The organism is Pseudoalteromonas sp. QJM3NY_12, assembly GCF_056173165.1.
The window spans coordinates 723,866-745,208 of record NZ_CM149661.1 but is presented as its reverse complement, the minus strand read 5'-3'; the positions used below and the strand labels follow the sequence as shown (position 1 = coordinate 745,208).

Below are 21,343 nucleotides of genomic sequence, written 5' to 3'. Positions count from 1 at the left end.
CCCCTATTATTATTTATTTAGCAATTTATAACCAGTAAACTGCGGTAATCTGCATACTTACTGGCAACCTAGAGTTACAGCTTTTACACGTCTAAAATACTCAGCTGTAAATTATGCTCTGGTTGGTTTTTAATGCCTACACCTATTCCTAATAAACGCACAGGTTGTTGTAATCCGCGTTGATAGGCTTTGGCGAGTAACTCTTTAAAAATAGCCGTGTTTAATTGATGATTCGCTTGATCTGCTGAGGTCACAACAAAATTAGCAAATTTAACTTTAACACTTAACTTGTTAATTTTATTTTGTAGCTGCTGTTTGTTTAATCTAACCTCGAGCTCACCTAGCAGTTGCGGTAATTGCTCCAAGCACTCATCAAGACTATTTTTGTTGTATTCATAAGTATGCTCCACGCTCAATGACTTACGAATCCGCTCAGTTGAAACCCGCCCTATATGCTCCCCCATACATTTTTGATATAACGACACACCAAAATTTCCCACATGTTGCTGCATCCAATTAGCCCCTTTTTCGCGAACATCTTGGCCCGTGTACAACCCTTTTAAATTAAGCTTCTCCAAGGTTACCTTACCCACTCCTGGAATTTTACCTAGTGGTAATTGGGCTAAAAACGAGTCAACTTGCTCAGGCAATACTACAAATTGGCCATTGGGCTTATTTTCATCGCTAGCAATTTTGGCTATAAATTTAATTGGCGCAATCCCCGCAGAAGCGGTCAGCCCTGTGGTATTAAAAATATCGGTGCGGATCTGCTCAGCAATTAACGTTGCACTGCCTTTAAATGCAGTACTGTCGGTAACATCTAGGTACGCTTCATCAAGTGAAAGAGGCTCTACAAGATCAGTATAGCGGTTAAATATAGCGCGGATTTGAGTTGATACTTGTTTATAAACAGCCATTCTCCCCGGCACAATAACTAAATCGGGGCAAAGCTGTTTGGCATGATAGTTAGACATAGCAGAGCGCACCCCATACTCTCTGGCAATATAATTAGCGGTAGAGAGCACTCCACGGCGACTGTTACCGCCAATTGCCAGCGGTACACTTGCAAGCTTGGGGTTGTCGCGCATTTCAACGGCTGCATAAAAGCAGTCCATATCTATATGAATAAACTTTTTCATCACACAATAATAACTGTTTATCTATACAGTTATTATTGTGGAATCTCTACTAATTAGCAAGCTTGTTGTTATTTAAAAAGAGCGCCTATTTTTCTTAGGCTTATTAAAACAATACATCCAAAATAGTACTTCTAAAGAAAAGCCTAGTAAAATCAAAATAATCGCTCCTGCCTCATTACCCATAGCGTAACAAGTAAACGACGCTATAAAAACGGTGCATGCCAATAACCAATTAATTATATTCTGCATAGTTATCTCCTTGTGTGTTAATAGTTACTATAGTCATGAATTCAAAGAGGTACAATTTTAGCCCTAGAATTTTTGCCAACTATAATTCCCTTGAGCTCATCCGACCATGTTGCTAATCTAAATACTTTAAAACCAAGAGCTATAAATACATGGAAACGTTTAAACAACAACACCCTATTCATACCGACATTACTGTAGCGTGGGGCGATATGGATGCCCTACAGCATGTTAATAACTGTGTTTATCTTCGTTATTTTGAAATAGCCAGAATCGACTTTTTAAATAAATTAAATTTATTTGATACTATCAATGCTAAAGCCACTGGCCCTGTGATCAGTGAAAATAATATTCGCTACAAACGCCCTGTAACGTTTCCTGACACATTAAGCGTAGGTATTACTATCAGTGATATTAAATCTGACCGCTTTGTAATGAATTACAGTGTATTTAGCCATGCGCAAAATGCGATAACCACCACTGGCATGTCAAAAGTGGTGATGTTTGACTTTAAAACAGGGCAAAAAGCCACGATCACAGAACCTTTGTTATCGGCTTTAAAAGCAAACTCAGAAAACAAATAATTAGGATTAGTAATGCAATATAGTCAATTAGGCAGTAGTGATATTAGTGTTTCTAGGGTCTGTTTAGGTAGTATGACTTGGGGAGTACAAAACAACCAGCATGATGCCGACCAACAGATAGCCTATGCTCTTGACCGTGGTGTTAACTTTATTGATACGGCAGAGATGTATGCAGTTCCTCCCTCCCCCGATACTTATGGTAAAACTGAGGAAATTATAGGGAATTGGGTTGCACGTAATTCACAGAAACGAAAAGACATTGTTATTGCAACTAAAATTGCCGGTAATGGGCTTTCATGGATCCGTGATGGTGGTGATATTACTCGCCAAGCTGTTATTGATGCAGTTGATCAGTCTCTAAAACGCCTACAAACCGACTATATTGACTTATACCAATTACATTGGCCAAATCGCCGCACTCCTCATTTTGCAAGGCAATGGCCTGGCATGCTTAAATTTACTGATGTCGATGCAAAACAACACACCGCTGACATGCTTGATATTTTAGAGGGCTTAGATGTGTGTGTTAAAGCGGGTAAAATTAAACACTGTGGACTTTCTGACGACACCCCGTGGGGAATTAGCCAATTTTTAAATTTAGCCAAAGAGCACAACTTACCAAAAATGGTGTCTATTCAAAATGAGTTTAGTTTAGCGCATGCGAAAGATTGGCCTTATTTAATAGAGCAATGTGTGCATGAAGATATTGCTTATCTACCTTGGTCACCTCTGGCTGCTGGGCTATTAACGGGTAAGTACCTCAATGGAGCGCGCCCTGAAGGCTCTCGCTGGACATTTATGCAGCGTAACGGTATTTTTCGTGATACGCCACAATCACAAAAGGCGACCAAAGAGTATGTTGAACTTGCACATGAACACAACATTACACCAGCACAATTGGCGCTAGCGTGGTGTAATCAAGTGGATGGCGTTACCTCATCTATTATTGGTGCCACTACTATGACGCAGCTAAAAGAAGACATTGATGCGTTTGAGCTAACTCTCAATGATGATGCGTTATCAGCAATTGATAGCATATTTAGAAATAACCCAATGCCATACTAGGGGCGATTTAATCACCGAACAAGATCTGCAGCCTGACAGGTTAAAAGAACAGCAAGGAAAAAGTACAATTCGATAATATTGATTCTTTGCTGTTCTTTATGTTTATTTTTTAGCCGTTACCAGTATAATACGCAAAAAATTTTGTAGGCAGATCTATTTGTAATGCAATCACTTCGTTTTTTATGTCTTGGCATTTTGGTCACTTTTGCTACTTGCAGTCATAGTAAAACAGCAAAGCCAATAGAAGAAATTTTATGGTTACAAAGTAAGACCCCTCCGTTTCATTTAAGCAAAGAAACAAAACAACTTGGCTTATGCGATGATTTAACACAACAGCTAATGCATAGCATAAAAGGGGTGAAACATACCCGCTTAGTTTTACCGCAAAAGCGAATTAATAAATATATAGATGAGGGTAGAAACGTTTGTTTTCCATGCGCTATTTACAAACGCAGTGCAAATAAACAGTTTTTATATTCATTACCTACAGCGGTTTATCCCCCACATAACATTATAACTACCGCGGCAAAAGCACCTCAATTAACCTCTAAGCATGGTAACCCTATCAACTTAGTGAGTTTACTTGCTGATAAAAACTTCACCTACGGTCAAGCTGATGCGCGTCGTTTTTCTGTGCAGATTAACAATATTATTGAAAACTCATTAACCCACTCTAATGTTTCTATGAGCTGGAGTAGTGATAATGAAAGTGGTGTTGTAATGGAGCGCTTAAAACACGGCTCTTTAGATTACTCGCTTGATTACCCATTTATCACTAGCCACTTTAGCAAAGGCAATCAACCAAATATTGTAAACCTACCGATTGCCCAAAATAAAAAAAAATTAGTTCCAATAGCCGTTGGCTGTGCGACTAATGCCCCAAACAATTTTGCATCTATGGCAATTAAAAAAATTAATCACGCACTAAAAAACAATATTTTAACCTCAGAGCAATACAAAAATAATCAACAATACTGGTTAAATGAACACTTTGGTGACTTTAATAAAGCCTATAATCAATATGTACTTAACTTTGATTCACAGACCAATGATGCTCCAATAAACACTGCTGACCAGAGTCAGAATAAAGAGCAACTTTAAACTCTCGCCCGGCGCTCACCATCCCTACGCCTGCAGGCGTGCCGGTCATAATAATATCGCCCTCTTCTAAACCCATAAACTCATTTACCTCTGCCAGAATTTGCGCAGGTTGATGCAACATTAGCTGGGTATCACCGTGCTGAATTACTTTACCATCAATATGTAATTCAAATATAAACGATGTCATTTCTGGCGTTAACTCAATAAAATCACTAAATAATGCTGAGCCATCGAACGCTTTAGCACGTTCCCATGGCAAGCCCTTTTCTTTTAAACTGCTTTGCAAAGCTCGCTTAGTCAAATCAAGTCCAATCCCTACGCCCGCAAGCTGCTTATTTTTTATCACAAAGCATAATTCAGTTTCATAATGCAACGTATCACCGTTATGGGAAGAGAGTAAGGTATCGGTGATCGCGCTATTAGGCTTATTAAAAATTACCATTTGCTCAGGGTGTTCGTTGTTTAATTCAGCAATATGCGCACTGTAATTGCGCCCCACACAGACTATTTTTGAAGGTTGTATGCTCTGCGAAGCCAGTTTTATTTGATTCATTCTCTCACCTGTTAATTACATAACGCTTTTAATATTTTGGCATACTCTCAAATTATTAATGCAAAAGCGAATGCAGTTTTATTATGTTTTTATGATAACTATTGAGCTTAATATAATCAATCACATAGAATGGAATAAAAGTAAGAAGGGACTAATTTGGTAGGTTTTTGTATACGCGGTTTTAAAGCAATAAGCAGGTACATTTAGTACCTGCTTATTGATGTTTGTTAATAGGTTATTGACTACTTACAAGTAACACTACTTTGCTCGGCAGCATTTGCTGTAATAGCCAGCTTAGCAATAGATACATGCCAATCACCTTGCGTGCTTAACTGCCAAGGGGTGAACACTTGTGCTAAATCAACACCCTGCTCTGCAAAACAACTTAAGTTGATGTTTAATGTTTGCCATTGACCTGATTGCTCAAGGTTATCAGTAATATCAAACTTACCCTGACAACTCTCACCACAACCCATAGCAATCCACAGCGGGCTTGTTGCCGCTTTATCTACTTTAATTTGCATTTGCAGTTGGCCATTGTTTTCAACGTATGAACGTAAGTCAGATGGGAATGCCGCGGCTAAATTAACCTCAGCCAACGCTTGACTATTAAAACGAATGGCGCGTGCATCTTCTTGCACTTCTTTGTCAAATGTTTGGATGCTCACAGCACCTAATGACTCGCGGCTACTTGCCACCGTTTTTTGCTGCTCGCCACTTTTTAAAACCAACGACCATGGTGCTTTTATAGCACGCTCAAACAACACTAAGTCATCCAATTGTTCAGTCTGTTGAGTTTGCTCTACCAAGTCATCTTTAAGTACGTTGCTATCACCGTAGGTTAAGCCAAAACCATAAGGGAGTAGTGGGCTATAAGCTTCGTCGTTGCGGTTTTCATTGTCGATTGGGTTATTCGGCCATGAAAACGATAACTTTCCTTTAAAGTCGTGGTTAATTGAACCGTCTGCATTTTTAAACAATACATCACTAATTGCATCACCTTCACTGCCTGGAAGCCAAATAGCAACAAACGCATCACTGGCATTTAGCTCAGCATTAACCCACATTGGGCGACCGCTAATAAATAATGATACAACAGGGATCCCCGCATCTTTAAACTTTCGCAGTAACGCTAAGTCGCTTTTATTACCGCGCTGATATTCAAGGTTATCAACATCACCATTACCCTCTGCATATGGTTGCTCACCAAACACCACAATGGCTACATCTGGGCGTGCTTTGTATTCCCCTTCAACACTCAGCGCTGCACTGCCACCAACTTGCTCTACAGTATCTTTAATACCTGCATAAATAGAGCTGCCGCCAGGGAAGTCAATGTTGGTATTGCCTGTTCCTTGCCACGTAACGCTCCAACCACCCGACTGCATGCCGATGTTATCAGCCCCTATGCCTGCGACTAATACGTTGGTCTTAGGCGATAATGGCAGTAACTGCTGCTTATTTTTAAGTAATACTAAAGATTCGCGTACAGCTTGTTTAGCCACTGCACGGTGATCGCTACTACCAATAATTTCAGTTTTTCCAGAAAGAGGACGCTTCGCGGGGCTTGGTTTATCAAATAACCCTGCACGCATTTTAACGCGTAGGATACGCGTTACCGCATCGTTAATTCTGCTTAGTGGAATTTCACCGCTATTAGCTTGGTTAACCAAGTTGCTAAATAGCGGTTTCCACTCATCAGGCGCCATGTACACGTCTAAGCCTGCATTAGCAGCTTGAGCACAGTTACTATTTGAACAGCCTTTAACTTGTCCATGGCCATTCCAATCGCCAACAACAAAGCCATCAAAACCCATTTTTTCTTTTAGTACATCGGTTAATAAGTATTTGTTACCGTGTATTTTATCGCCATGCCAGCTGTTAAACGAAGCCATAACCGTTTGCGCACCTGCACTCAAACCACCTACATAACCTTGTGCATGAAGCGCAAATAACTCTTCTTCAGAGGCGATATTATTACCTTGATCGTCGCCATTGACAGTACCACCATCACCTAAAAAGTGCTTAACGGTGCTAACTACTCGCGTGTCTGACAAAAAGTCTTCATCAACAGCGCCTTGCAACCCTTTAACGATAGAAGCGGAATACGCTTTCACTATTTCAGGGTCCTCAGAGTACCCTTCGTAAGTCCGGCCCCAACGGTCATCACGAACCACCGCAACAGTAGGTGCAAATACCCAATCTATACCGGTAACCATTACTTCTCGCGCAGTGGCAGCGGCTATTTTTTCAATAAGTGCAGGGTTGTTTGCAGCACCCAAACCAATATTATGCGGAAATAAAGTCGCGCCAATAACATTGTTGTGTCCATGCACCGCATCAGTGCCCCACATTGTAGGAATGGTACTGCCATCTAAAGAATCATCAATAGATGCTTGGTACATCTTTTCTGCTAAATCAACCCAATCTTCAGGGGTTGCATGTTTATTATTGTTTGGAAACGAACCACCGCCATTTAAGTAAGAACCAAAACCATACTTACGCATATCTTCAACCGTGATATTACGGATTTCAGGTTGGATCATTTGCGCTATTTTTTGCTCTAGCGTCATACTCTTTAGCATATCAGCGATTTTTTGCTCCATTTGAGCGTCGCTTTTAATGCCCGTTTCGATTGTTGGCCAAATTTCTTTTGGGCTTGTCGCATCACTAGCACTGTTAGAGGGTTGCGAACAACCGCTGCTGGTTATTGCTGCTAGCATCAGCGCAGTGATTGAAAAAGTGCGTTTAATAATCATAACATTCACCTAAAACTCAAAGAGGAGTTGACGTTGTTTTTTTTGCACCAAACAGCGCGAAATAAGTAATATATAAATAGCAACCAATGGGCAGAATAAGAGCTAATTGCACACCGATGTTATCAGCTAGCATACCTTGTAATAACGGAATAATGGCACCGCCAACAATCGCTAAACATAAAATACCCGAACCCTGCGAGGTGTATTTACCAAGCCCCTGCAGTGCTAAACTAAAAATAGTAGGAAACATAATAGAGTTACATAATCCAACTAATAAAATAGCCCACATAGCCAGTGACCCTTGACCCGTCATAGCAATTAACACAAGTAAGCCTGCTAAAATACCGTGACAAGCTAATACTTTAGCTGCGTTTAATTTTTGCATAATCGCGGCGCCAGCAAAGCGCCCTATCATTGCACCTGCAAAATAATAGCTAATGTAATGTGCTGCTTGTTGCTCTGGTAAGCCTGCAATATGATCAAGGGTTAAAAAGCCAACTAAAAAACTACCTATGGCCACTTCAGCCCCTACGTAAACAAAAATACCAATCGCGCCTAAAATAAGGTGACGATATTTCCATACACTGCCTAAATCAACAAACTCAGTGTCACCTTGGTTTTCTGCTTCACTGTCAATCGCTTTACCTAATTTAGGTAACTTTAAAAAAGCAAAAATAATCGCCAATGTTAATAAACTTGCACTGAGCATTAAATAAGGAAACTTAACTTGTTCTGCTGTAGCTTGACTAATTTCTGACAAAATTAACCAACTACCAAACAATGGCGCAACAGTTGTACCTAAAGAGTTAAAAGCTTGAGTCATAGTTAAGCGCGAAGACGCTGTTTTTGCAGGCCCTAATACGCTTACATAAGGGTTGGCAGAGACTTGTAAAATAGTGATCCCTGAAGCAAGTACAAACAAAGCAAGTAAAAATAGCTCGTAAACATGTGCCTCTGCAGCGGGGTAAAATAGTGCACACCCTATCGCAGCAACAACCAAACCAACAACAATACCAAATTGGTAACCTATTTTACTGACCAGCTTCCCTGCAGGAATTGACATAACAAAGTAGGCACCAAAAAAACAAAATTGTACCAACATTGCTTGGGTGTAATTAAGGGAGAACATTCCCTTTAAATACGGAATTAAAATATCGTTTAGGCAAGTAAGAAAACCCCACATAAAAAACAAGGTCGTAAGCGATGTTAACGCAAAGGTGTGTGTAGACCCTGGTTTTTGGCTGTTTTCTGCTGCCGGTAGTGGCTGTGTGATATGTGCCATAGTATAATCTCTAATTATTTTTTAATTATCAGATTGTTACCTCTATTTTATTGCGTTTAGTAAAACTTAAAATGCAGATAATAGTTGCAACACCAAATGTAAGCGCTTACATTTATAGCATATAGAGAAAATTTATCAATTTATTTACAAAAATATTGTAAGCGCTTACATTGTTGTATTATGCAATTTATATTGCTTAGCTAACTACTGTAAAGCTCATTATTATTTGCAAGCTTAAGGACGTATCTCATTGTGTTTAAAACAATCTCCTTACCAGGCACGTCAGCCCTCTTAAAGCCGCCGTTTATTTTTGGGGTTGCTACAGCCTCTTTTCAAATAGAGGGAAGTTACGATACCCGCCTCCCCTGTATTTGGGATACTTTTTGTAACAAACCAAACACCATTGCAGATAACAGTAACGGCAACCAAGCATGTAAACACATTGAATATTGGCAACAAGATGTACAAATGATTGCTGATTTAGCTGTAGACGCTTATCGTCTTTCGATTTCTTGGCCACGCGTTTTACACCAAGATGGCAGCTTGAATATTCAAGGAATGTCGTTTTATAAATCGCTATTACAAGCTTTAAAAGCGCGCAACATTAAAACTTATGTCACTTTATATCATTGGGATTTACCACAGCATTTAGAAGACAACGGTGGTTGGCTAAATCGCGATACCGCGTATCAATTTGCTCATTACACTCATATAGTAACTCAACAACTAGAGGGCTTAGTTGACTCTTATGCGACCTTAAATGAGCCTTTTTGTAGCGCCTACCTAGGCTATGAAATAGGGGTACATGCACCAGGCATAAAAAGTCAAAAAGCAGGACGCCAAGCAGCGCACCACTTACTGCTTGCCCATGGACTCGCAATGCAAGTGATACGTAAGAATTGCCCCACGATAGAAGCCGGTATAGTACTTAACTTTAGCCCATCCTATCCGCTTACCACTGCTGATGAACGCGCTGCTAAATTAGCTGATGACTATCATAACCAATGGTATATACGGGCAGTACTAGAGGGCTGTTACCCTGAAGTGATTAATGAGCTTGCAAATGATGCAAAGCCACAGATTAGTGATGGAGATATGGCAATTATTAGCCAAAAGATCGATTTTTTAGGGGTTAATTACTATACTCGTATTCATTACAAAAATACCCCAGATCATTGGTTTAGCGAAGTTTCTTTAGAGAATGTTGCCACCACAGATATGGGCTGGGAAATATATCCGCAGGGATTGTGCGAATTACTGCTTTCACTAAATGATCGTTACACTTTACCTAAGGTATATATAACAGAGAACGGCGCAGCGATGGCTGATATATTAATAAATGGTAAAGTAGATGACATACAACGTATCAATTATTACCATAGCCATCTTAATGCCGTTCATAATGCAGTTGAGCAAGGCGTTAATGTACAAGGCTACTTTGCATGGAGTTTAATGGATAATTTTGAATGGGCCTATGGTTATGAAAAACGCTTTGGGCTAGTCTATGTTGACTACCAAACTCAACAACGTACCTTAAAACAAAGCGCAATTGCGTATCGTGATTTTCTTAAACAGCGCCAAAAATAATAACGAGTGGCTTTTATGCTGAGTAAAAAAGAAAAAATAGCTTACGGCCTAGGTGACACGGCCAGTAATATTATTTTTCAAACCGTCATGCTGTTTTTAACTTTTTTCTACACTGATATTTTTGGTATTTCGCCTGCAGTTGTGGGCACCCTTTTTTTAGTAGTTAGAGTCATTGATGCAGTAACTGATCCAATAATGGGCGCACTCACTGATGCCACTCATACTAAATACGGTAGCTACCGACCCTACCTACTTTGGCTTGCCATCCCTTTTGCCGTTATAAGCGTGATTACTTTTACTACCCCTGAGATGGATGACGGCAACAAAATTATTTACGCCTTCGTTACCTACACCCTGCTAATGTTAGTTTACACCGCAATAAACATTCCTTATTCGGCACTTGGCGGAGTATTGAGTGGCAATCCCAACGAACGTGTCTCCATTCAATCATACCGGTTTGTATTTGGCATGCTCGGAGGTTTATTGGTTACAAGCTGCACTTTGCCTTTAGTAACATGGTTTGGTAATGGTAATAACGAAATGGGCTATCAACTCACCATGCTGGTTATGAGTTGCCTCGGTGTGATGTTGTTTCTAATTTGTTTTCGTTACACCAAAGAGCGAGTGAGCAATCCACCGCATAAATTATCTTTAAAAACACAACTTCATGTTTTATGGCAAAATCAGCCGTTTAAAATCTTGTGTATGGCGGCTCTGGTATTATTGACCAGTATGGTGTTGCGCACGACATTGGCTATTTACTATGTAAAATATGTTCTTGGCAAAGAAGATTTAATCACCGAATTTGTAACCTTAGGTATGATTGGTAATATTCTAGGCTGCGCCTGCGCACAACCTTTAAGTAAACGCCTTGATAAGAAAGTGGCTTATGTTTATCTACAATATATTTCCGCCATATTGAGCTGCCTTGCTTTTTTTATCCCTAATGAACACGTTTTACTAGCGTTTTTGGTGTATTTTTTATGGTGTTTTTTCACTCAAATGGCAACGCCTTTATTATGGGCAAAAATGGCTGATACTATTGATTACGGAGTCTGGCAGAATGGCCGTCGACTCACGGGTTTAGTTTACGCAAGCATCGTATTTTTTATCAAATTGGGGCTTGCATTAGGCGGAGCGATTGCCGGTTGGTTACTTGCTTATTATCAATATCAAGCCAATGTGGAATTAAGCGAGGCAACTAAAAATGGTATTTTAACCTCATTCACACTTTACCCCGCGATTGGTAGTGTACTTGTGGCATTAATAATGAGTAAATACAGCCTAGACAATAAAACCATTAAAAAAATCACTGCCGATATAACACAGAAAAGCAATTTGTAGCAAGGAATAGTATGGCCACCATTTATGAAGTGTCAAAGCTTGCAGGGGTGTCACTTGCCACTGTTTCAAGAGTAATGAACAACAATGCAAACGTAAGTGATGCAACCAGAAAAAAAGTCACCTTAGCCATGGAAGAGCTGGGCTACCGCCCTAACTCTATTGCGCAATCACTGGCTTCTAATTGCTCGAATAGTGCGGGCTTGTTAGTTTCAGAGCTTAAGGGGCCATTTTATGGACCGATGATGAGCGGTATAGAGAACACCCTAAGAAACCAAGGTAAACACGTTATTATTACCGCAGGCCACAGTGACGCAGAGCGAGAGCAACAAGGCATCGAATTTTTAATTAGCCGTAACTGCGACGCACTTATTTTGCATGTTGAAGCTATTAGTGATGAATACTTAATAAAACTCAGTAAAGGCAAAACCCCGTTTGTTTTGCTAAACCGCTATATTGAAGAGCTCGCCGACCGCTGTATTATTCTTGATAATACTAAAGGTGGCTATTTAGCCACTAAATACATTATTGAATCGGGCCATAAAGACATTGCCTATATTAGCGGTCCACTATGGAAAAAAGATGCTCAGGAACGCTTAAATGGGCATAAACAAGCGCTTGCTGAATTCGCCATTAAATTTGATGAAAACAATTTATTTGAAGGTGACTTTGTAGAAGAAAGTGGCTACGAAGGCTTCGCTACACTGTATAAAAACAACCCCGCCTTTACCGCCTTGGTGTGTGCCAATGACGAAATGGCCACTGGTGCCATGGTGAGTGCCAGAGAGCATGGTATACAACTACCTTCGCAGCTTTCAATTATTGGCTACGATAACGTGTTTTTTACCCGTCACGTTTACCCTCCGTTGAGCACTATAAACTATCCTATCGATGAGATGGGTAAAGTGGCAGCGCAGTGGGTACTTAGTCATGTTTATCAAAAAAGCGTACACCCTATTCAAACGTTATTTGAGCCCGAGTTAGTTATACGCCAATCTGTGGTTAAACCTTTAACATCTAGGTAAGCTAATAGGCTGTTAAACAAGCTGATTGAGTAATGATAAATTTATTGGTTTTAACAATACCTGCTCTATTTCTAGTTGCCTGATATGCACAGCATCGGGCTCCATACCACTAATAATAACGCGCTTAATATTAGGGTAATGCTGTTTAATAAACCCAGCCAGCTCTAAACCGGTACCATCTGGCAAATGCATATCAAGTAATACTTTATCGTAATTACTATTATGCTCTAGTACTGCCTTACAGTCTTTAACACTTGCTGCTATATCGGTATCCACATCCAAGCTTTCTAGTAATAGCTGGGTAATTTGTGCGGCATCAGCATCATCTTCTACTAATAAAAAGCACTTCTTATCTCTACTCGGTTTAGGCATTGGCTGAATAGATGAAGTAGGCTGTTCTTTTTGCCCGAGCCTTAACTCTAAGCATTGATAAAGCAAGTGGGAATCTACAGGTTTGGCAATCATATCGTCAAACCCTAACGCATTGAGTTCGTTATGAATGCCTTTCATAGTTGCTGCAGTTAAGGCTATGATTGCGCCTTTAAATCCTAGCTTTCTAAGCTCAATAGCAGCTTCTTTTCCGCCCATTACCGGCATATGGATATCTAAAAATATAATATCGTAGGTAGTGTGCCCGTCTGCTAGCTGTTTTTTTACTTTTTCAAGCGCTTGCTTACCATTATCAGCATAATCTACTTCAGCGCCTGCTGAACCAATTAAGTGACCAACTAGCACGCGTAAATCGCGTAAATCATCAACCACCAACACTTTGCCGTTCACTTGGCAGGGGGCTACTTTTTGCTGCATATTGGGGGTTAAATCAAGTTTTAATAAATTACGCTCTACCTGTCTGATATCACCAGGGTATAAGGAGATGGTAAACGTTGAGCCTTCACCGACATGAGAGTCTAATGAAATATCCCCCTGCATACGACTAAGTAGTTCAGAACAAATAGCTAAACCTAAGCCTGCACCACCTACTGAACGCGACTCTACATCAGCTATTTGCTCAAAAGGCTTAAAGATGAGACCTTGTTTTTCTGGAGCAATGCCTAAGCCTGAGTCTTTAATACTAAAAAATAGCATTTCACGCTCATTGACTACTTCAGTCCACGCGTTAACCACAATCTCGCCTTGCTCAGTAAATTTAATCGCGTTATTGATCAGGTTAATGAGAATTTGTCGAACTCGAGTGGCATCTACACGAATAACTAATGGTAAAGGCTCCAGTGATTCAAACTTTAGTGATAAGCCCTTATCGAGTGCTGATACGCGCATTAAGGTAAATACATCGGCCATTAAGCTATCAAGGTTAACCTCCCCTAAACTCAGTTCGAGTTTATCGACAGCAATTTTAGATAAATCTAAAACGTCATTCAGTAAGCTTAATAAATGCTTACCATTACGATAAATCACACCGAGCTCGTTTTCAGCCTGCTTGTTAAAGTCACTGAGCATCAACAACTCTGTATAACCTAAAATAGAAGATAGCGGTGTTCGTAATTCGTGGCTTAAATGTGCTAAAAAGCGATCTTTTGAACGGTTTTCAGCCTCGGCTTTTAAGCGTTCCACTCGCTCATCTTCTACATCACGGCGCGCTAATGCGTAGCGAATAGAGCGAGCAAACCGGCTACCACTCATTTCGTTTTTAACTAAGTAATCAACCGCTCCGGCATCAAGCGCAGCTGAATCGAGGGCATCGTTTGATTGCCCTGTAAGCATAATAATAGGCCCACAAAAACCATTTTTAAGCGCTTGTTTTAAAACACTCAAGCCATCAGATGCCCCTAAGCGATAATCAAGCAAGCAAATATCATGTTGATTTTTACTCAACACTTCCACCGCCTGCTCAGGAGAGCTTATCCAGTCTATGTCAAACACATGGGAACTGAGCTGCTCTAAATAGTCACGAGTTAAAATATAATCATCTTCATCGTCTTCAACCAATAGCAGTTTCGTTGCCTTTGCTAACATAGCGTCTCCTGTTTTAATAATATGCTTAATCGTTAAACGTGCTTGGTAGCTCTACAAACTCAACCCAGTATTTACCCAGCGTTTTCATCAACTCAACTAACCCGTCAAACGTAACCGGCTTAGTTATGTAAGACGCAGCGCCTAGGTTATAACCCTTAACCATGTCTTCTTCTTGCTTAGAGGTAGTTAAAATTACCACAGGGATGCCTTTTAGGTTTGGATTTGCCTTAATAGCTTCAAGCGCTTCACGACCATCCATTCTCGGCATGTTTAAATCAAGTAAAATTAAGCCTGGTCTTGGCGAGATGCTTTTATCTACAAACTTGCCTTTGCGCTCTAAATACTCCAAGAGTTCAACACCGTCTTCAACAAAATGTAATTCATTTAAAACGCGGCTTTCAGCAAGCGCGTCTTGGGTTAATAAACGATCATCTTCATCATCGTCTGCCATCAAAATGGTAATCGGTTTTACGTTTGTTAATGGCATATTATGCCTCTCCTTGTAGTGTGAATAACTCTGCATTCACAGGTAATTTAATGATGAAAGTTGCCCCTTCACCTAGGGAGCTTATCGCAGCAATAGAGCCGCCATGTCGCTCTACGATTCGACGACATACAGATAAACCAATACCCGTTCCTTTATATTCTGAACGGCCATGCAAACGTTGAAATGGTACAAATATTTTATCCGCGTACTCATCAGAGAAGCCGATCCCATTATCTTTTACGGTAATAACATGCCAACATATTTCACTGTTATGATCTTCACTAAACTCACACACTCGTTCAAAGTCAACATTAACAACCGGGTCAACGTTAGGCGCTCTGAACTTCACTGCATTGGAAATTAAGTTTAAAAACAGCTGATGCATTTGACTCGGATCTGCCTGAATAATGGGCATCTCAACCGTAACAACCTGTGCATTACACTCATTAATCGCTATTTCTAAATCACCTTTTATATCATTCAGAATGCTGTTTAAATCGGTATCGGTAAAATCTTTACCTCGGGTCGTTACTCGAGAGAACTCTAATAAATCATTAATTAAATTAGACATCCTTTGTGCGGCATTTTTCATGCGGGCAATATAATCAGCGCCTTTTTCGCCCAACTCGTCTTTAAACATGCTTTCAAGCCGATCACTAAATGCTTGGATTTTTCTTAACGGCTCTTGCAAGTCATGACTGGCAACAAAAGCAAACTCTTCTAACTCTCGGTTACTACGACTCAATTCATCAGAATACAAGGTAAGCTCTTGAGTACGTTCACTCACTTTACTGGCTAAAGTTTCATTTTGCATTTCAAGCTCGGCACGATACTCGGCCGCATTTTTCAAGTTCAACCTCGCCAATAAAAACATACCCAAAATCAATAATGTACTTGTAACTGCAGTAATACCAAAAGTGATTTTAGCTTCTTTCTTAATTTGTTCTAATTTCGAAAAATGACTAACTTTAAACAACAATTCACGCTCTTGAATATCATTAACCAACGCCCGAATCTCTCTGTAAAGATCACGCCCTTCATGTGTATTCAGCCTCAAAAGTGCGCGCTTTTCTTTATCATTTAATGCTAATTTAACCGTTTTTTTCAGCTCATCTATTTTAGCTTCAACCAGTAATAATAACTCAGCAATACGCTGTGCCTGCCCATCAATTTCAGAATGTAAGGCGCTCACATGGTTAGTTTGAGACTCTATTTGTGCGACGGCATCGTAGTAAGGCACTAAATAATCATCCGTTTGGGTTAATAAATACCCACGCTGCCCCGACTCAGCTTGCACTACTGAAAGGTGCAATTGCTCTATCGCCGTACTTAGCATATTAGTGTTATCTAAACTTTGTTGAGTACGCGTTAGGCCTTGTATGGTATTAATGGCTAAAAAAGCATTACCAACAATAATACACAGCACTATAGATATAAATAACGCCCATACTACATTTGCCTTGCCTTGCTGTTTGCGTTTAATCATTTATCGTCCTGAATTAATTAGGGTTACTTCGACTCTGAAATAAGCTGCAAACTGTCACTGCACGCTTGGCAATTAGCAATTATTTTATCCAGTGCAGCGAGTGCTTTATCTTTTGGCATATCGTTTTCAAGTACTAGCTTAATTAGTTCAGCATTCATCGAAATACGATTTAGTGGCGCACGTGCGTCGTGTACCAGCTCATTCAAAGGTTTTGTTTTTTCTGACGATGCCATCAAAATCCTCGTTTTGTTGTTATTAAATTTGCATACTGGTTATTTATACTCGCCAATACCACCATAAGCATTTAAACGGTTATATAAGGTTTTAGTACTAATACCCAGCATTTGTGCTGCTAAAGTTTTATTACCTTGTACCTTATCGAGCGTGGCATGAATAAGTTCTTTTTCAACTTCTTCAATTGTTTGCCCTGCTGATACCTGTTTGTCCTCAGATTGAGTATTAACCCTTGAAAAAGGTGACTCTAAGTTGTCAGGTAATGTAATTGTGCTAGTTTGCGGGTCGCTCATAATAAAAGCGCGATGAATAGCATGGCGAAGTTCACGTACGTTACCTGGCCAGTCGTATGTTTGTAGCTCTTTAAGTTGTTCATTAGTCCACGCAAACGCTGTACCATTTTCATCGTTCAACTGCCCTAAAAATGCTTTTGCGAGTAATGGAATATCTTCTTTTCGCTCTCGAAGTGTCGGTATATCAATTGGAAAAACAGCGAGTCTAAAGTAAATATCTTCACGTAAAATATTATTCTGCGCTAAATCGGTAAGGGAGCGGTTAGTCGCTGAAATAACACGGCAATTTACTGGTAACTCACGATTACCACCAACCCGTGTTACTTTTTTAGTTTCAAGTACACGCAATAAATTAGGCTGCATATCAATCGGCATTTCAGTGACTTCATCAAGAAATAACGTTCCGCCATCGGCTTGTTCAAACACGCCTTCTTTACGGGCAATAGCACCGGTAAATGCACCTTTTTCGTGACCAAATAATTCACTACCAATAAGTTCTTTTGAAAGCGCACCACAGTTACTCGCCACCAGTGGACCTTCGCATTTACTGGCATTATGAATAGCTTGCGCTACCACCTCTTTACCTGCTCCGCTTTCACCCATAAGCATAACGTTAGCATTAGTTTTAGCTACGCGCTCTATCATGGTATAAAGCTGTTGCATGGGCGCAGACTCGCCAATAAGCGTGTCAAAATGATGTGTAATGGCGGCACTTTTCGCTTTTTTAACAGTTTTTTTCGGGCCGTTTAATACTAATTCTAAATCTTCACGTTGCAGCGGCTTTAATAGATGCGACACATTAGGCTCACACATCTCAGCTAAAATACCTTTAACCGAAGGGTGACCAGAAATAAGGGTGACTTTAGGCGATTGACCAATCATTTTTAAATGATCTAATAAATGCAAGCCACTGCCATCAGGTAACATAAAATCGAGCAGCACGTGATCGAAAGTATTATTTTCAAACCACTGATGTGCTTCTTTTAGACTGGTTGCTGTATTAATGTTGTGGCCAAGAAACTCAACAATATGGCAAATAACATCGCTGAATTCGACGTCGTCATCGACTAAAAGTATATTTAACATGAATAATCCCTGTGCTTTTTCACCATTCTACTTGCCCTTTAAAGTAAATGAAAGATATACATAATTAAGGTACAAAGTGCGGCTGTTTTATTTTTAATTCAATAGTTTAATCATAAGTAGCTGTATAGGCGCTGAAATAGCGCTATTTTATGCGGCTTATTAAATCTCTATTAAAGCAATTAATATAACTAACTGATATAATTTATTTTTATTACAGGAGTTGTTATGCGCTTATGAAAAACCTACATTCATCCCTCAATCAATATTGAGCAAGGTCGTCAATTTTCTCGCCCAACCGCTCGCGCTATTGCATTTAAGCAACAACACATTTTACTTATGTATACTCAGCGCTATGACGACTTTAGCTTACCTGGCGGTGGAATTGACCCGCATGAAAGTATAGAGCAGGGATTGATCAGAGAACTAAGTGAAGAAACTGGCGCACAAAATATAAAAATATGTAGCGAGTTTGGGCTTTACGAAGAGTACCGCCCTTGGTACAAAGATGACTTTGATTTTATTCATATAAAATCATACTGCTACCTCTGCCAAATTGATGAGCAACTAGGCCAAGCACAGCTTGAACACTACGAAAAACAAAATGGCATGCAGGCTAAATGGGTTGATATTTTCCAGGCGATAGCCCATAACGAACGTACACTTGCAAACAGTGACAAGCAAGGGCTATCGATTATTCGCGAAACCTATCTGCTAAAAGCCATTGCAGCACAGTTTTTTTCCTAAGTGTTTAGGGTTGCGTTTGCGGTTCGCTCAGCGATTTTTTACCCACATAAAAGCGGTATAGTCCCAGTAAGTTACTACTTAAAAATAGGCTTTCCATGATTATTGCCACTGGCGAGCCGGCAAAAATATTATGTGTTATCCAAAAAGAGGTTCCCACCACCATACATAACCTTAAGTGCAAATCTCGATTTTGAAATGAAGCGATAGTTTGTATTAATGTCGCCACCAATGCAAATGCGCTAAACCAATCTTGCCAAGTAAAATAAACGGCTAAGCAGCTTACTGCCATAAACCAACACATAGCCCAAGTATGCTTAAAGTAAATACAATAAAAATAACGCACCGCGGCAATAAACATTAAGCAGCCGGCACTGTTATAGCCCAATATAAAAAAGTGAGCAGAGGTTAATAATACTGAGGTAGATAAACAGCTTAAAATAATTCGTCGGGACTTAAACTGAAATGAAGCTAAGTCGAGTAAAGTAGCGGCTGCTACTAACGATTGGGCAATTAAAAACATAACACTCCAAAGTATTAAGGCTTAAAAATGGGGAGTGTATAATGCTTTATAAAAACAGTACTTAACTTAAGTTAAGTCGCTTACGAATTCGTGACAACGAAATAGCTGAAATACCTATATACATTGCCACTTGGCTCAAGCTTAGCTGCGCCAACCAATGGGGCTTATGTTTGAGTAAATAACAGTAACGCTGCTCGGGGCTATTAAGTAATAAAAATGCCTCTTTGGCTTCTTTAAAAATAAGCTGCTGTGCAATAAGCTGCTGCTTAATCAGTTGATACTGTGCTTGCTCAAATAGTGTTAGTGGTACTTTAATTACATTGGCTTCGTTAATCACTTTTAATTGATAAAACGCAGGTGTTGAGGTCATCCAATTGGCAAACAGCAACGCAAATTCATCTTTAAAATAAAATTCTTTACACTTTTGCACGCCGTCTATGTCATTATGAATAGCGCCTAAAACCCCCTGAACAATTAAATACCCATAACCTTGTACATCGCCTTGTTGCACTAATACAGTATTGGGCGCTATTCGTTGCTGAGGATACTTACCAGCCAATTGCACTTTAAACTTGTTTACTAGTGCTTCATAACTGTCGCCAAGCGATAAAAGTGGATTATCAGACATTAAAAATTACCATTTTTTCATTAAAGCATGTGTAATATCAGCCGCTGATACACCCACCCTAGGAATATATTTTTGGCCACACCATAAAGGTGAAAAATCACTTTTAGCACTTTTTTCAGCTAGAGTTCTTAAGGCTGTTATTGCACTGCTGGCATGTGGAAACGCAGGAACGCCCTTTGGTATAGCACCTAGCTCTTGGATTACTCGATTTTGAATACCCCGAGCGGCTCTACCAGAGAACAATGTGGTCAGTGTGGTCTCATCTTGTTGCTGAGCTAAAATAGCCTGTTGATGCAAAGCCGATGTTGTTGCCTCCTTGCATAGTAAATAAGCACTCCCTACTTGGACTGCACTCGCTCCTAACGCTTTAAACCGCTGAACATCATCGGCTGAAGCAATGCCACCAGCAGCAATAATAGGTAGTGATATATGCTTAACACAACGCTTAACTAACTGCTCAGTAGTTTGTTGTAAGCTTAAATCCATAGATAAAAAATGGCCTCGATGCCCCCCTGCTTCTAAACCCTGAGTAATTATGGCATCAACACCATTTTCACTAAGCCAAATAGCTTCATCTAAAGTGGTTGCCGTTGAAATTACTTTAGTGCCCCAGCTTTTTATTTGCGCCACAATAGTTTGCTCAGGTAAACCAAAATGAAAACTCACAACTGCTGGCTTATAAGGTGCAATTATATCAACAATCGATTGATTTATAGGTTGACGAGAAGCCCCTGCAGTTAAGCTTTGCGGGTCAATTTTATACTCTGTAAAGTAAGCGGCAAGTAATGCATGCCAGCACTGTTGTTGCGCGGGTGTGTAGTCAGCAACTGCATGACAAAAAAAGTTAAGATTAAACGGCTTCGTTGTTTTGTGGCTAAGTATTTCTAGCTGCTCAACTAATTGTGCTGGTGATAACATAGCGCAAGGCAAAGAGCCTAACCCTCCAGCCTCACTTACAGCAAGAGCAAGCTGCTCGTTTTGAACACCCGCCATAGGTGCCTGAATTATCGGTAAAGCGGTATTAAACAATGATGGCTTCATTTGAACTCTCCCTGTAACTTTTTCAACAACTTGCAGTATTTACAGAACCATAGCAAAAACAGCAAGCAAACAACATCTAGATTTTAGTCATAAGTAATGTAAAAACTATTACTAACAGATAGTTATGATTTTTTTAATATCGAGAAACTAACTGGCTTTGGTTTTGCA

20 protein-coding genes are annotated in these 21,343 nt (G+C 39.9%); 7 read left to right on the top strand and 13 right to left on the bottom strand.

Translation table 11 applies throughout. From position 1 onward, the window contains the following. Window positions 1-83 precede the first annotated feature (83 nt). Entirely contained in the window at window positions 84-1,139 is a 1,056-nt protein-coding gene (dinB, locus tag AC0VZ5_RS03505) for a DNA polymerase IV (protein ID WP_138571328.1), read from the bottom strand. A gap of 72 nt (window positions 1,140-1,211) precedes the next feature. After that, window positions 1,212-1,388, bottom strand: a complete 177-nt coding sequence (locus AC0VZ5_RS03500) for a hypothetical protein (RefSeq protein WP_475474301.1) — start codon at window positions 1,386-1,388, stop codon at window positions 1,212-1,214. A 149-nt stretch (window positions 1,389-1,537) separates the two neighbouring features. On the opposite strand from AC0VZ5_RS03500, the gene AC0VZ5_RS03495 reads away from it, so the two are divergent. The 3 genes from AC0VZ5_RS03495 to AC0VZ5_RS03485 all read left to right on the top strand — a co-directional run bounded on the left by AC0VZ5_RS03495 (window position 1,538) and on the right by AC0VZ5_RS03485 (window position 4,135). Next, complete coding sequence (locus tag AC0VZ5_RS03495; RefSeq protein WP_290169537.1) at window positions 1,538-1,969, top strand: acyl-CoA thioesterase; 432 nt, start codon at window positions 1,538-1,540, stop codon at window positions 1,967-1,969. A 12-nt stretch (window positions 1,970-1,981) separates the two neighbouring features. Beyond that, window positions 1,982-3,034: an aldo/keto reductase gene (locus AC0VZ5_RS03490; RefSeq protein ID WP_138605203.1), complete on the top strand. Its 1,053-nt coding sequence runs from the start codon at window positions 1,982-1,984 to the stop codon at window positions 3,032-3,034. A gap of 162 nt (window positions 3,035-3,196) precedes the next feature. Then, complete coding sequence (locus AC0VZ5_RS03485) at window positions 3,197-4,135, top strand: ABC transporter substrate-binding protein (protein ID WP_475474298.1); 939 nt, start codon at window positions 3,197-3,199, stop codon at window positions 4,133-4,135. Here AC0VZ5_RS03485 and AC0VZ5_RS03480 read toward each other — a convergent pair. From AC0VZ5_RS03480 to AC0VZ5_RS03470, 3 genes are all read right to left on the bottom strand, one after another. Next, window positions 4,062-4,688 carry a fumarylacetoacetate hydrolase family protein gene (locus AC0VZ5_RS03480; RefSeq protein WP_198521987.1) on the bottom strand — a complete coding sequence of 209 codons (627 nt, stop codon included), beginning with the start codon at window positions 4,686-4,688 and terminating at the stop codon, window positions 4,062-4,064. The genes AC0VZ5_RS03485 and AC0VZ5_RS03480 overlap by 74 nt on opposite strands. A 242-nt stretch (window positions 4,689-4,930) precedes the next feature. Beyond that, a complete protein-coding gene (locus AC0VZ5_RS03475) occupies window positions 4,931-7,447 on the bottom strand; it encodes a glycoside hydrolase family 3 protein (RefSeq protein WP_475474296.1) in 2,517 nt (838 codons plus the stop codon). A gap of 16 nt (window positions 7,448-7,463) precedes the next feature. Continuing rightward, window positions 7,464-8,729 carry a sugar MFS transporter gene (locus AC0VZ5_RS03470; RefSeq protein WP_010390899.1) on the bottom strand — a complete coding sequence of 422 codons (1,266 nt, stop codon included), beginning with the start codon at window positions 8,727-8,729 and terminating at the stop codon, window positions 7,464-7,466. Window positions 8,730-8,981: 252 nt separating this feature from the next. Here AC0VZ5_RS03470 and AC0VZ5_RS03465 point away from each other — a divergent pair, with 252 nt between their 5' ends. The 3 genes from AC0VZ5_RS03465 to AC0VZ5_RS03455 are packed head-to-tail and all read left to right on the top strand — an operon-like array spanning window position 8,982 to window position 12,682. Beyond that, window positions 8,982-10,316 carry a GH1 family beta-glucosidase gene (locus AC0VZ5_RS03465; protein WP_198521990.1) on the top strand — a complete coding sequence of 445 codons (1,335 nt, stop codon included), beginning with the start codon at window positions 8,982-8,984 and terminating at the stop codon, window positions 10,314-10,316. A gap of 15 nt (window positions 10,317-10,331) precedes the next feature. Continuing rightward, a complete protein-coding gene (locus AC0VZ5_RS03460; RefSeq protein WP_475474294.1) occupies window positions 10,332-11,660 on the top strand; it encodes a glycoside-pentoside-hexuronide (GPH):cation symporter in 1,329 nt (442 codons plus the stop codon). Window positions 11,661-11,671: 11 nt separating this feature from the next. Next, the gene (locus AC0VZ5_RS03455) at window positions 11,672-12,682 is read left to right on the top strand and encodes a LacI family DNA-binding transcriptional regulator (RefSeq protein WP_178955167.1); all 1,011 of its coding nucleotides are present in this window, start codon (window positions 11,672-11,674) and stop codon (window positions 12,680-12,682) included. 12 nt (window positions 12,683-12,694) lie between these two features. On the opposite strand, the gene AC0VZ5_RS03450 is transcribed toward AC0VZ5_RS03455, so the two are convergent. From AC0VZ5_RS03450 to AC0VZ5_RS03430, 5 genes are read right to left on the bottom strand one after another with little or no spacing between them, the layout of a single operon-like run. Further along, the gene (locus tag AC0VZ5_RS03450) at window positions 12,695-14,656 is read right to left on the bottom strand and encodes an ATP-binding response regulator (RefSeq protein ID WP_475474292.1); all 1,962 of its coding nucleotides are present in this window, start codon (window positions 14,654-14,656) and stop codon (window positions 12,695-12,697) included. 25 nt (window positions 14,657-14,681) lie between these two features. Further along, on the bottom strand, window positions 14,682-15,143 hold the full coding sequence (locus tag AC0VZ5_RS03445) for a response regulator (RefSeq protein ID WP_010390893.1): 462 nt from the start codon (window positions 15,141-15,143) through the stop codon (window positions 14,682-14,684). A gap of 1 nt (window position 15,144) precedes the next feature. Next, window positions 15,145-16,629, bottom strand: a complete 1,485-nt coding sequence (locus tag AC0VZ5_RS03440) for a sensor histidine kinase (RefSeq protein WP_464709827.1) — start codon at window positions 16,627-16,629, stop codon at window positions 15,145-15,147. A 23-nt stretch (window positions 16,630-16,652) separates the two neighbouring features. Beyond that, on the bottom strand, window positions 16,653-16,862 hold the full coding sequence (locus AC0VZ5_RS03435; RefSeq protein WP_138605223.1) for a histidine kinase: 210 nt from the start codon (window positions 16,860-16,862) through the stop codon (window positions 16,653-16,655). A 39-nt stretch (window positions 16,863-16,901) separates the two neighbouring features. Further along, window positions 16,902-18,242, bottom strand: coding sequence for a sigma-54-dependent transcriptional regulator (locus AC0VZ5_RS03430; RefSeq protein ID WP_475474289.1), 1,341 nt, complete (start codon window positions 18,240-18,242; stop codon window positions 16,902-16,904). Between the two features lie 246 nt (window positions 18,243-18,488). Between AC0VZ5_RS03430 and AC0VZ5_RS03425 the strand changes: the two genes are divergently transcribed. Then, window positions 18,489-18,986 carry an NUDIX hydrolase gene (locus AC0VZ5_RS03425; protein WP_475474749.1) on the top strand — a complete coding sequence of 166 codons (498 nt, stop codon included), beginning with the start codon at window positions 18,489-18,491 and terminating at the stop codon, window positions 18,984-18,986. Window positions 18,987-18,990: 4 nt separating this feature from the next. Here AC0VZ5_RS03425 and AC0VZ5_RS03420 read toward each other — a convergent pair whose 3' ends face one another. From AC0VZ5_RS03420 to AC0VZ5_RS03410, 3 genes are all read right to left on the bottom strand, one after another. Further along, complete coding sequence (locus AC0VZ5_RS03420) at window positions 18,991-19,506, bottom strand: YgjV family protein (RefSeq protein ID WP_475474287.1); 516 nt, start codon at window positions 19,504-19,506, stop codon at window positions 18,991-18,993. A 61-nt stretch (window positions 19,507-19,567) separates the two neighbouring features. Next, window positions 19,568-20,134 (bottom strand): Crp/Fnr family transcriptional regulator, encoded by a 567-nt coding sequence (locus AC0VZ5_RS03415; protein ID WP_475474286.1) that lies wholly within the window; start codon window positions 20,132-20,134, stop codon window positions 19,568-19,570. A gap of 6 nt (window positions 20,135-20,140) precedes the next feature. Continuing rightward, entirely contained in the window at window positions 20,141-21,175 is a 1,035-nt protein-coding gene (locus AC0VZ5_RS03410) for an NAD(P)H-dependent flavin oxidoreductase (RefSeq protein WP_475474285.1), read from the bottom strand. Window positions 21,176-21,343 lie beyond the last annotated feature (168 nt).

Excerpts from the sequence above, each read along its gene's own strand:
- AC0VZ5_RS03410 (WP_475474285.1), bottom strand. The coding sequence starts at position 21,175 with ATGAAGCCATCATTGTTTAATACCGCTTTACCGATAATTCAGGCACCT.
- AC0VZ5_RS03485 (WP_475474298.1), top strand. The coding sequence starts at position 3,197 with ATGCAATCACTTCGTTTTTTATGTCTTGGCATTTTGGTCACTTTTGCT.
- dinB (WP_138571328.1), bottom strand. The coding sequence starts at position 1,139 with ATGAAAAAGTTTATTCATATAGATATGGACTGCTTTTATGCAGCCGTT.
- AC0VZ5_RS03420 (WP_475474287.1), bottom strand. The coding sequence starts at position 19,506 with ATGTTTTTAATTGCCCAATCGTTAGTAGCAGCCGCTACTTTACTCGAC.
- AC0VZ5_RS03430 (WP_475474289.1), bottom strand. The coding sequence starts at position 18,242 with ATGTTAAATATACTTTTAGTCGATGACGACGTCGAATTCAGCGATGTT.
- AC0VZ5_RS03495 (WP_290169537.1), top strand. The coding sequence starts at position 1,538 with ATGGAAACGTTTAAACAACAACACCCTATTCATACCGACATTACTGTA.
- AC0VZ5_RS03455 (WP_178955167.1), top strand. The coding sequence starts at position 11,672 with ATGGCCACCATTTATGAAGTGTCAAAGCTTGCAGGGGTGTCACTTGCC.
- AC0VZ5_RS03500 (WP_475474301.1), bottom strand. The coding sequence starts at position 1,388 with ATGCAGAATATAATTAATTGGTTATTGGCATGCACCGTTTTTATAGCG.
- AC0VZ5_RS03445 (WP_010390893.1), bottom strand. The coding sequence starts at position 15,143 with ATGCCATTAACAAACGTAAAACCGATTACCATTTTGATGGCAGACGAT.
- AC0VZ5_RS03475 (WP_475474296.1), bottom strand. The coding sequence starts at position 7,447 with ATGATTATTAAACGCACTTTTTCAATCACTGCGCTGATGCTAGCAGCA.
- AC0VZ5_RS03480 (WP_198521987.1), bottom strand. The coding sequence starts at position 4,688 with ATGAATCAAATAAAACTGGCTTCGCAGAGCATACAACCTTCAAAAATA.
- AC0VZ5_RS03460 (WP_475474294.1), top strand. The coding sequence starts at position 10,332 with ATGCTGAGTAAAAAAGAAAAAATAGCTTACGGCCTAGGTGACACGGCC.
- AC0VZ5_RS03450 (WP_475474292.1), bottom strand. The coding sequence starts at position 14,656 with ATGTTAGCAAAGGCAACGAAACTGCTATTGGTTGAAGACGATGAAGAT.
- AC0VZ5_RS03440 (WP_464709827.1), bottom strand. The coding sequence starts at position 16,629 with ATGATTAAACGCAAACAGCAAGGCAAGGCAAATGTAGTATGGGCGTTA.
- AC0VZ5_RS03415 (WP_475474286.1), bottom strand. The coding sequence starts at position 20,134 with ATGTCTGATAATCCACTTTTATCGCTTGGCGACAGTTATGAAGCACTA.
- AC0VZ5_RS03490 (WP_138605203.1), top strand. The coding sequence starts at position 1,982 with ATGCAATATAGTCAATTAGGCAGTAGTGATATTAGTGTTTCTAGGGTC.
- AC0VZ5_RS03470 (WP_010390899.1), bottom strand. The coding sequence starts at position 8,729 with ATGGCACATATCACACAGCCACTACCGGCAGCAGAAAACAGCCAAAAA.
- AC0VZ5_RS03435 (WP_138605223.1), bottom strand. The coding sequence starts at position 16,862 with ATGGCATCGTCAGAAAAAACAAAACCTTTGAATGAGCTGGTACACGAC.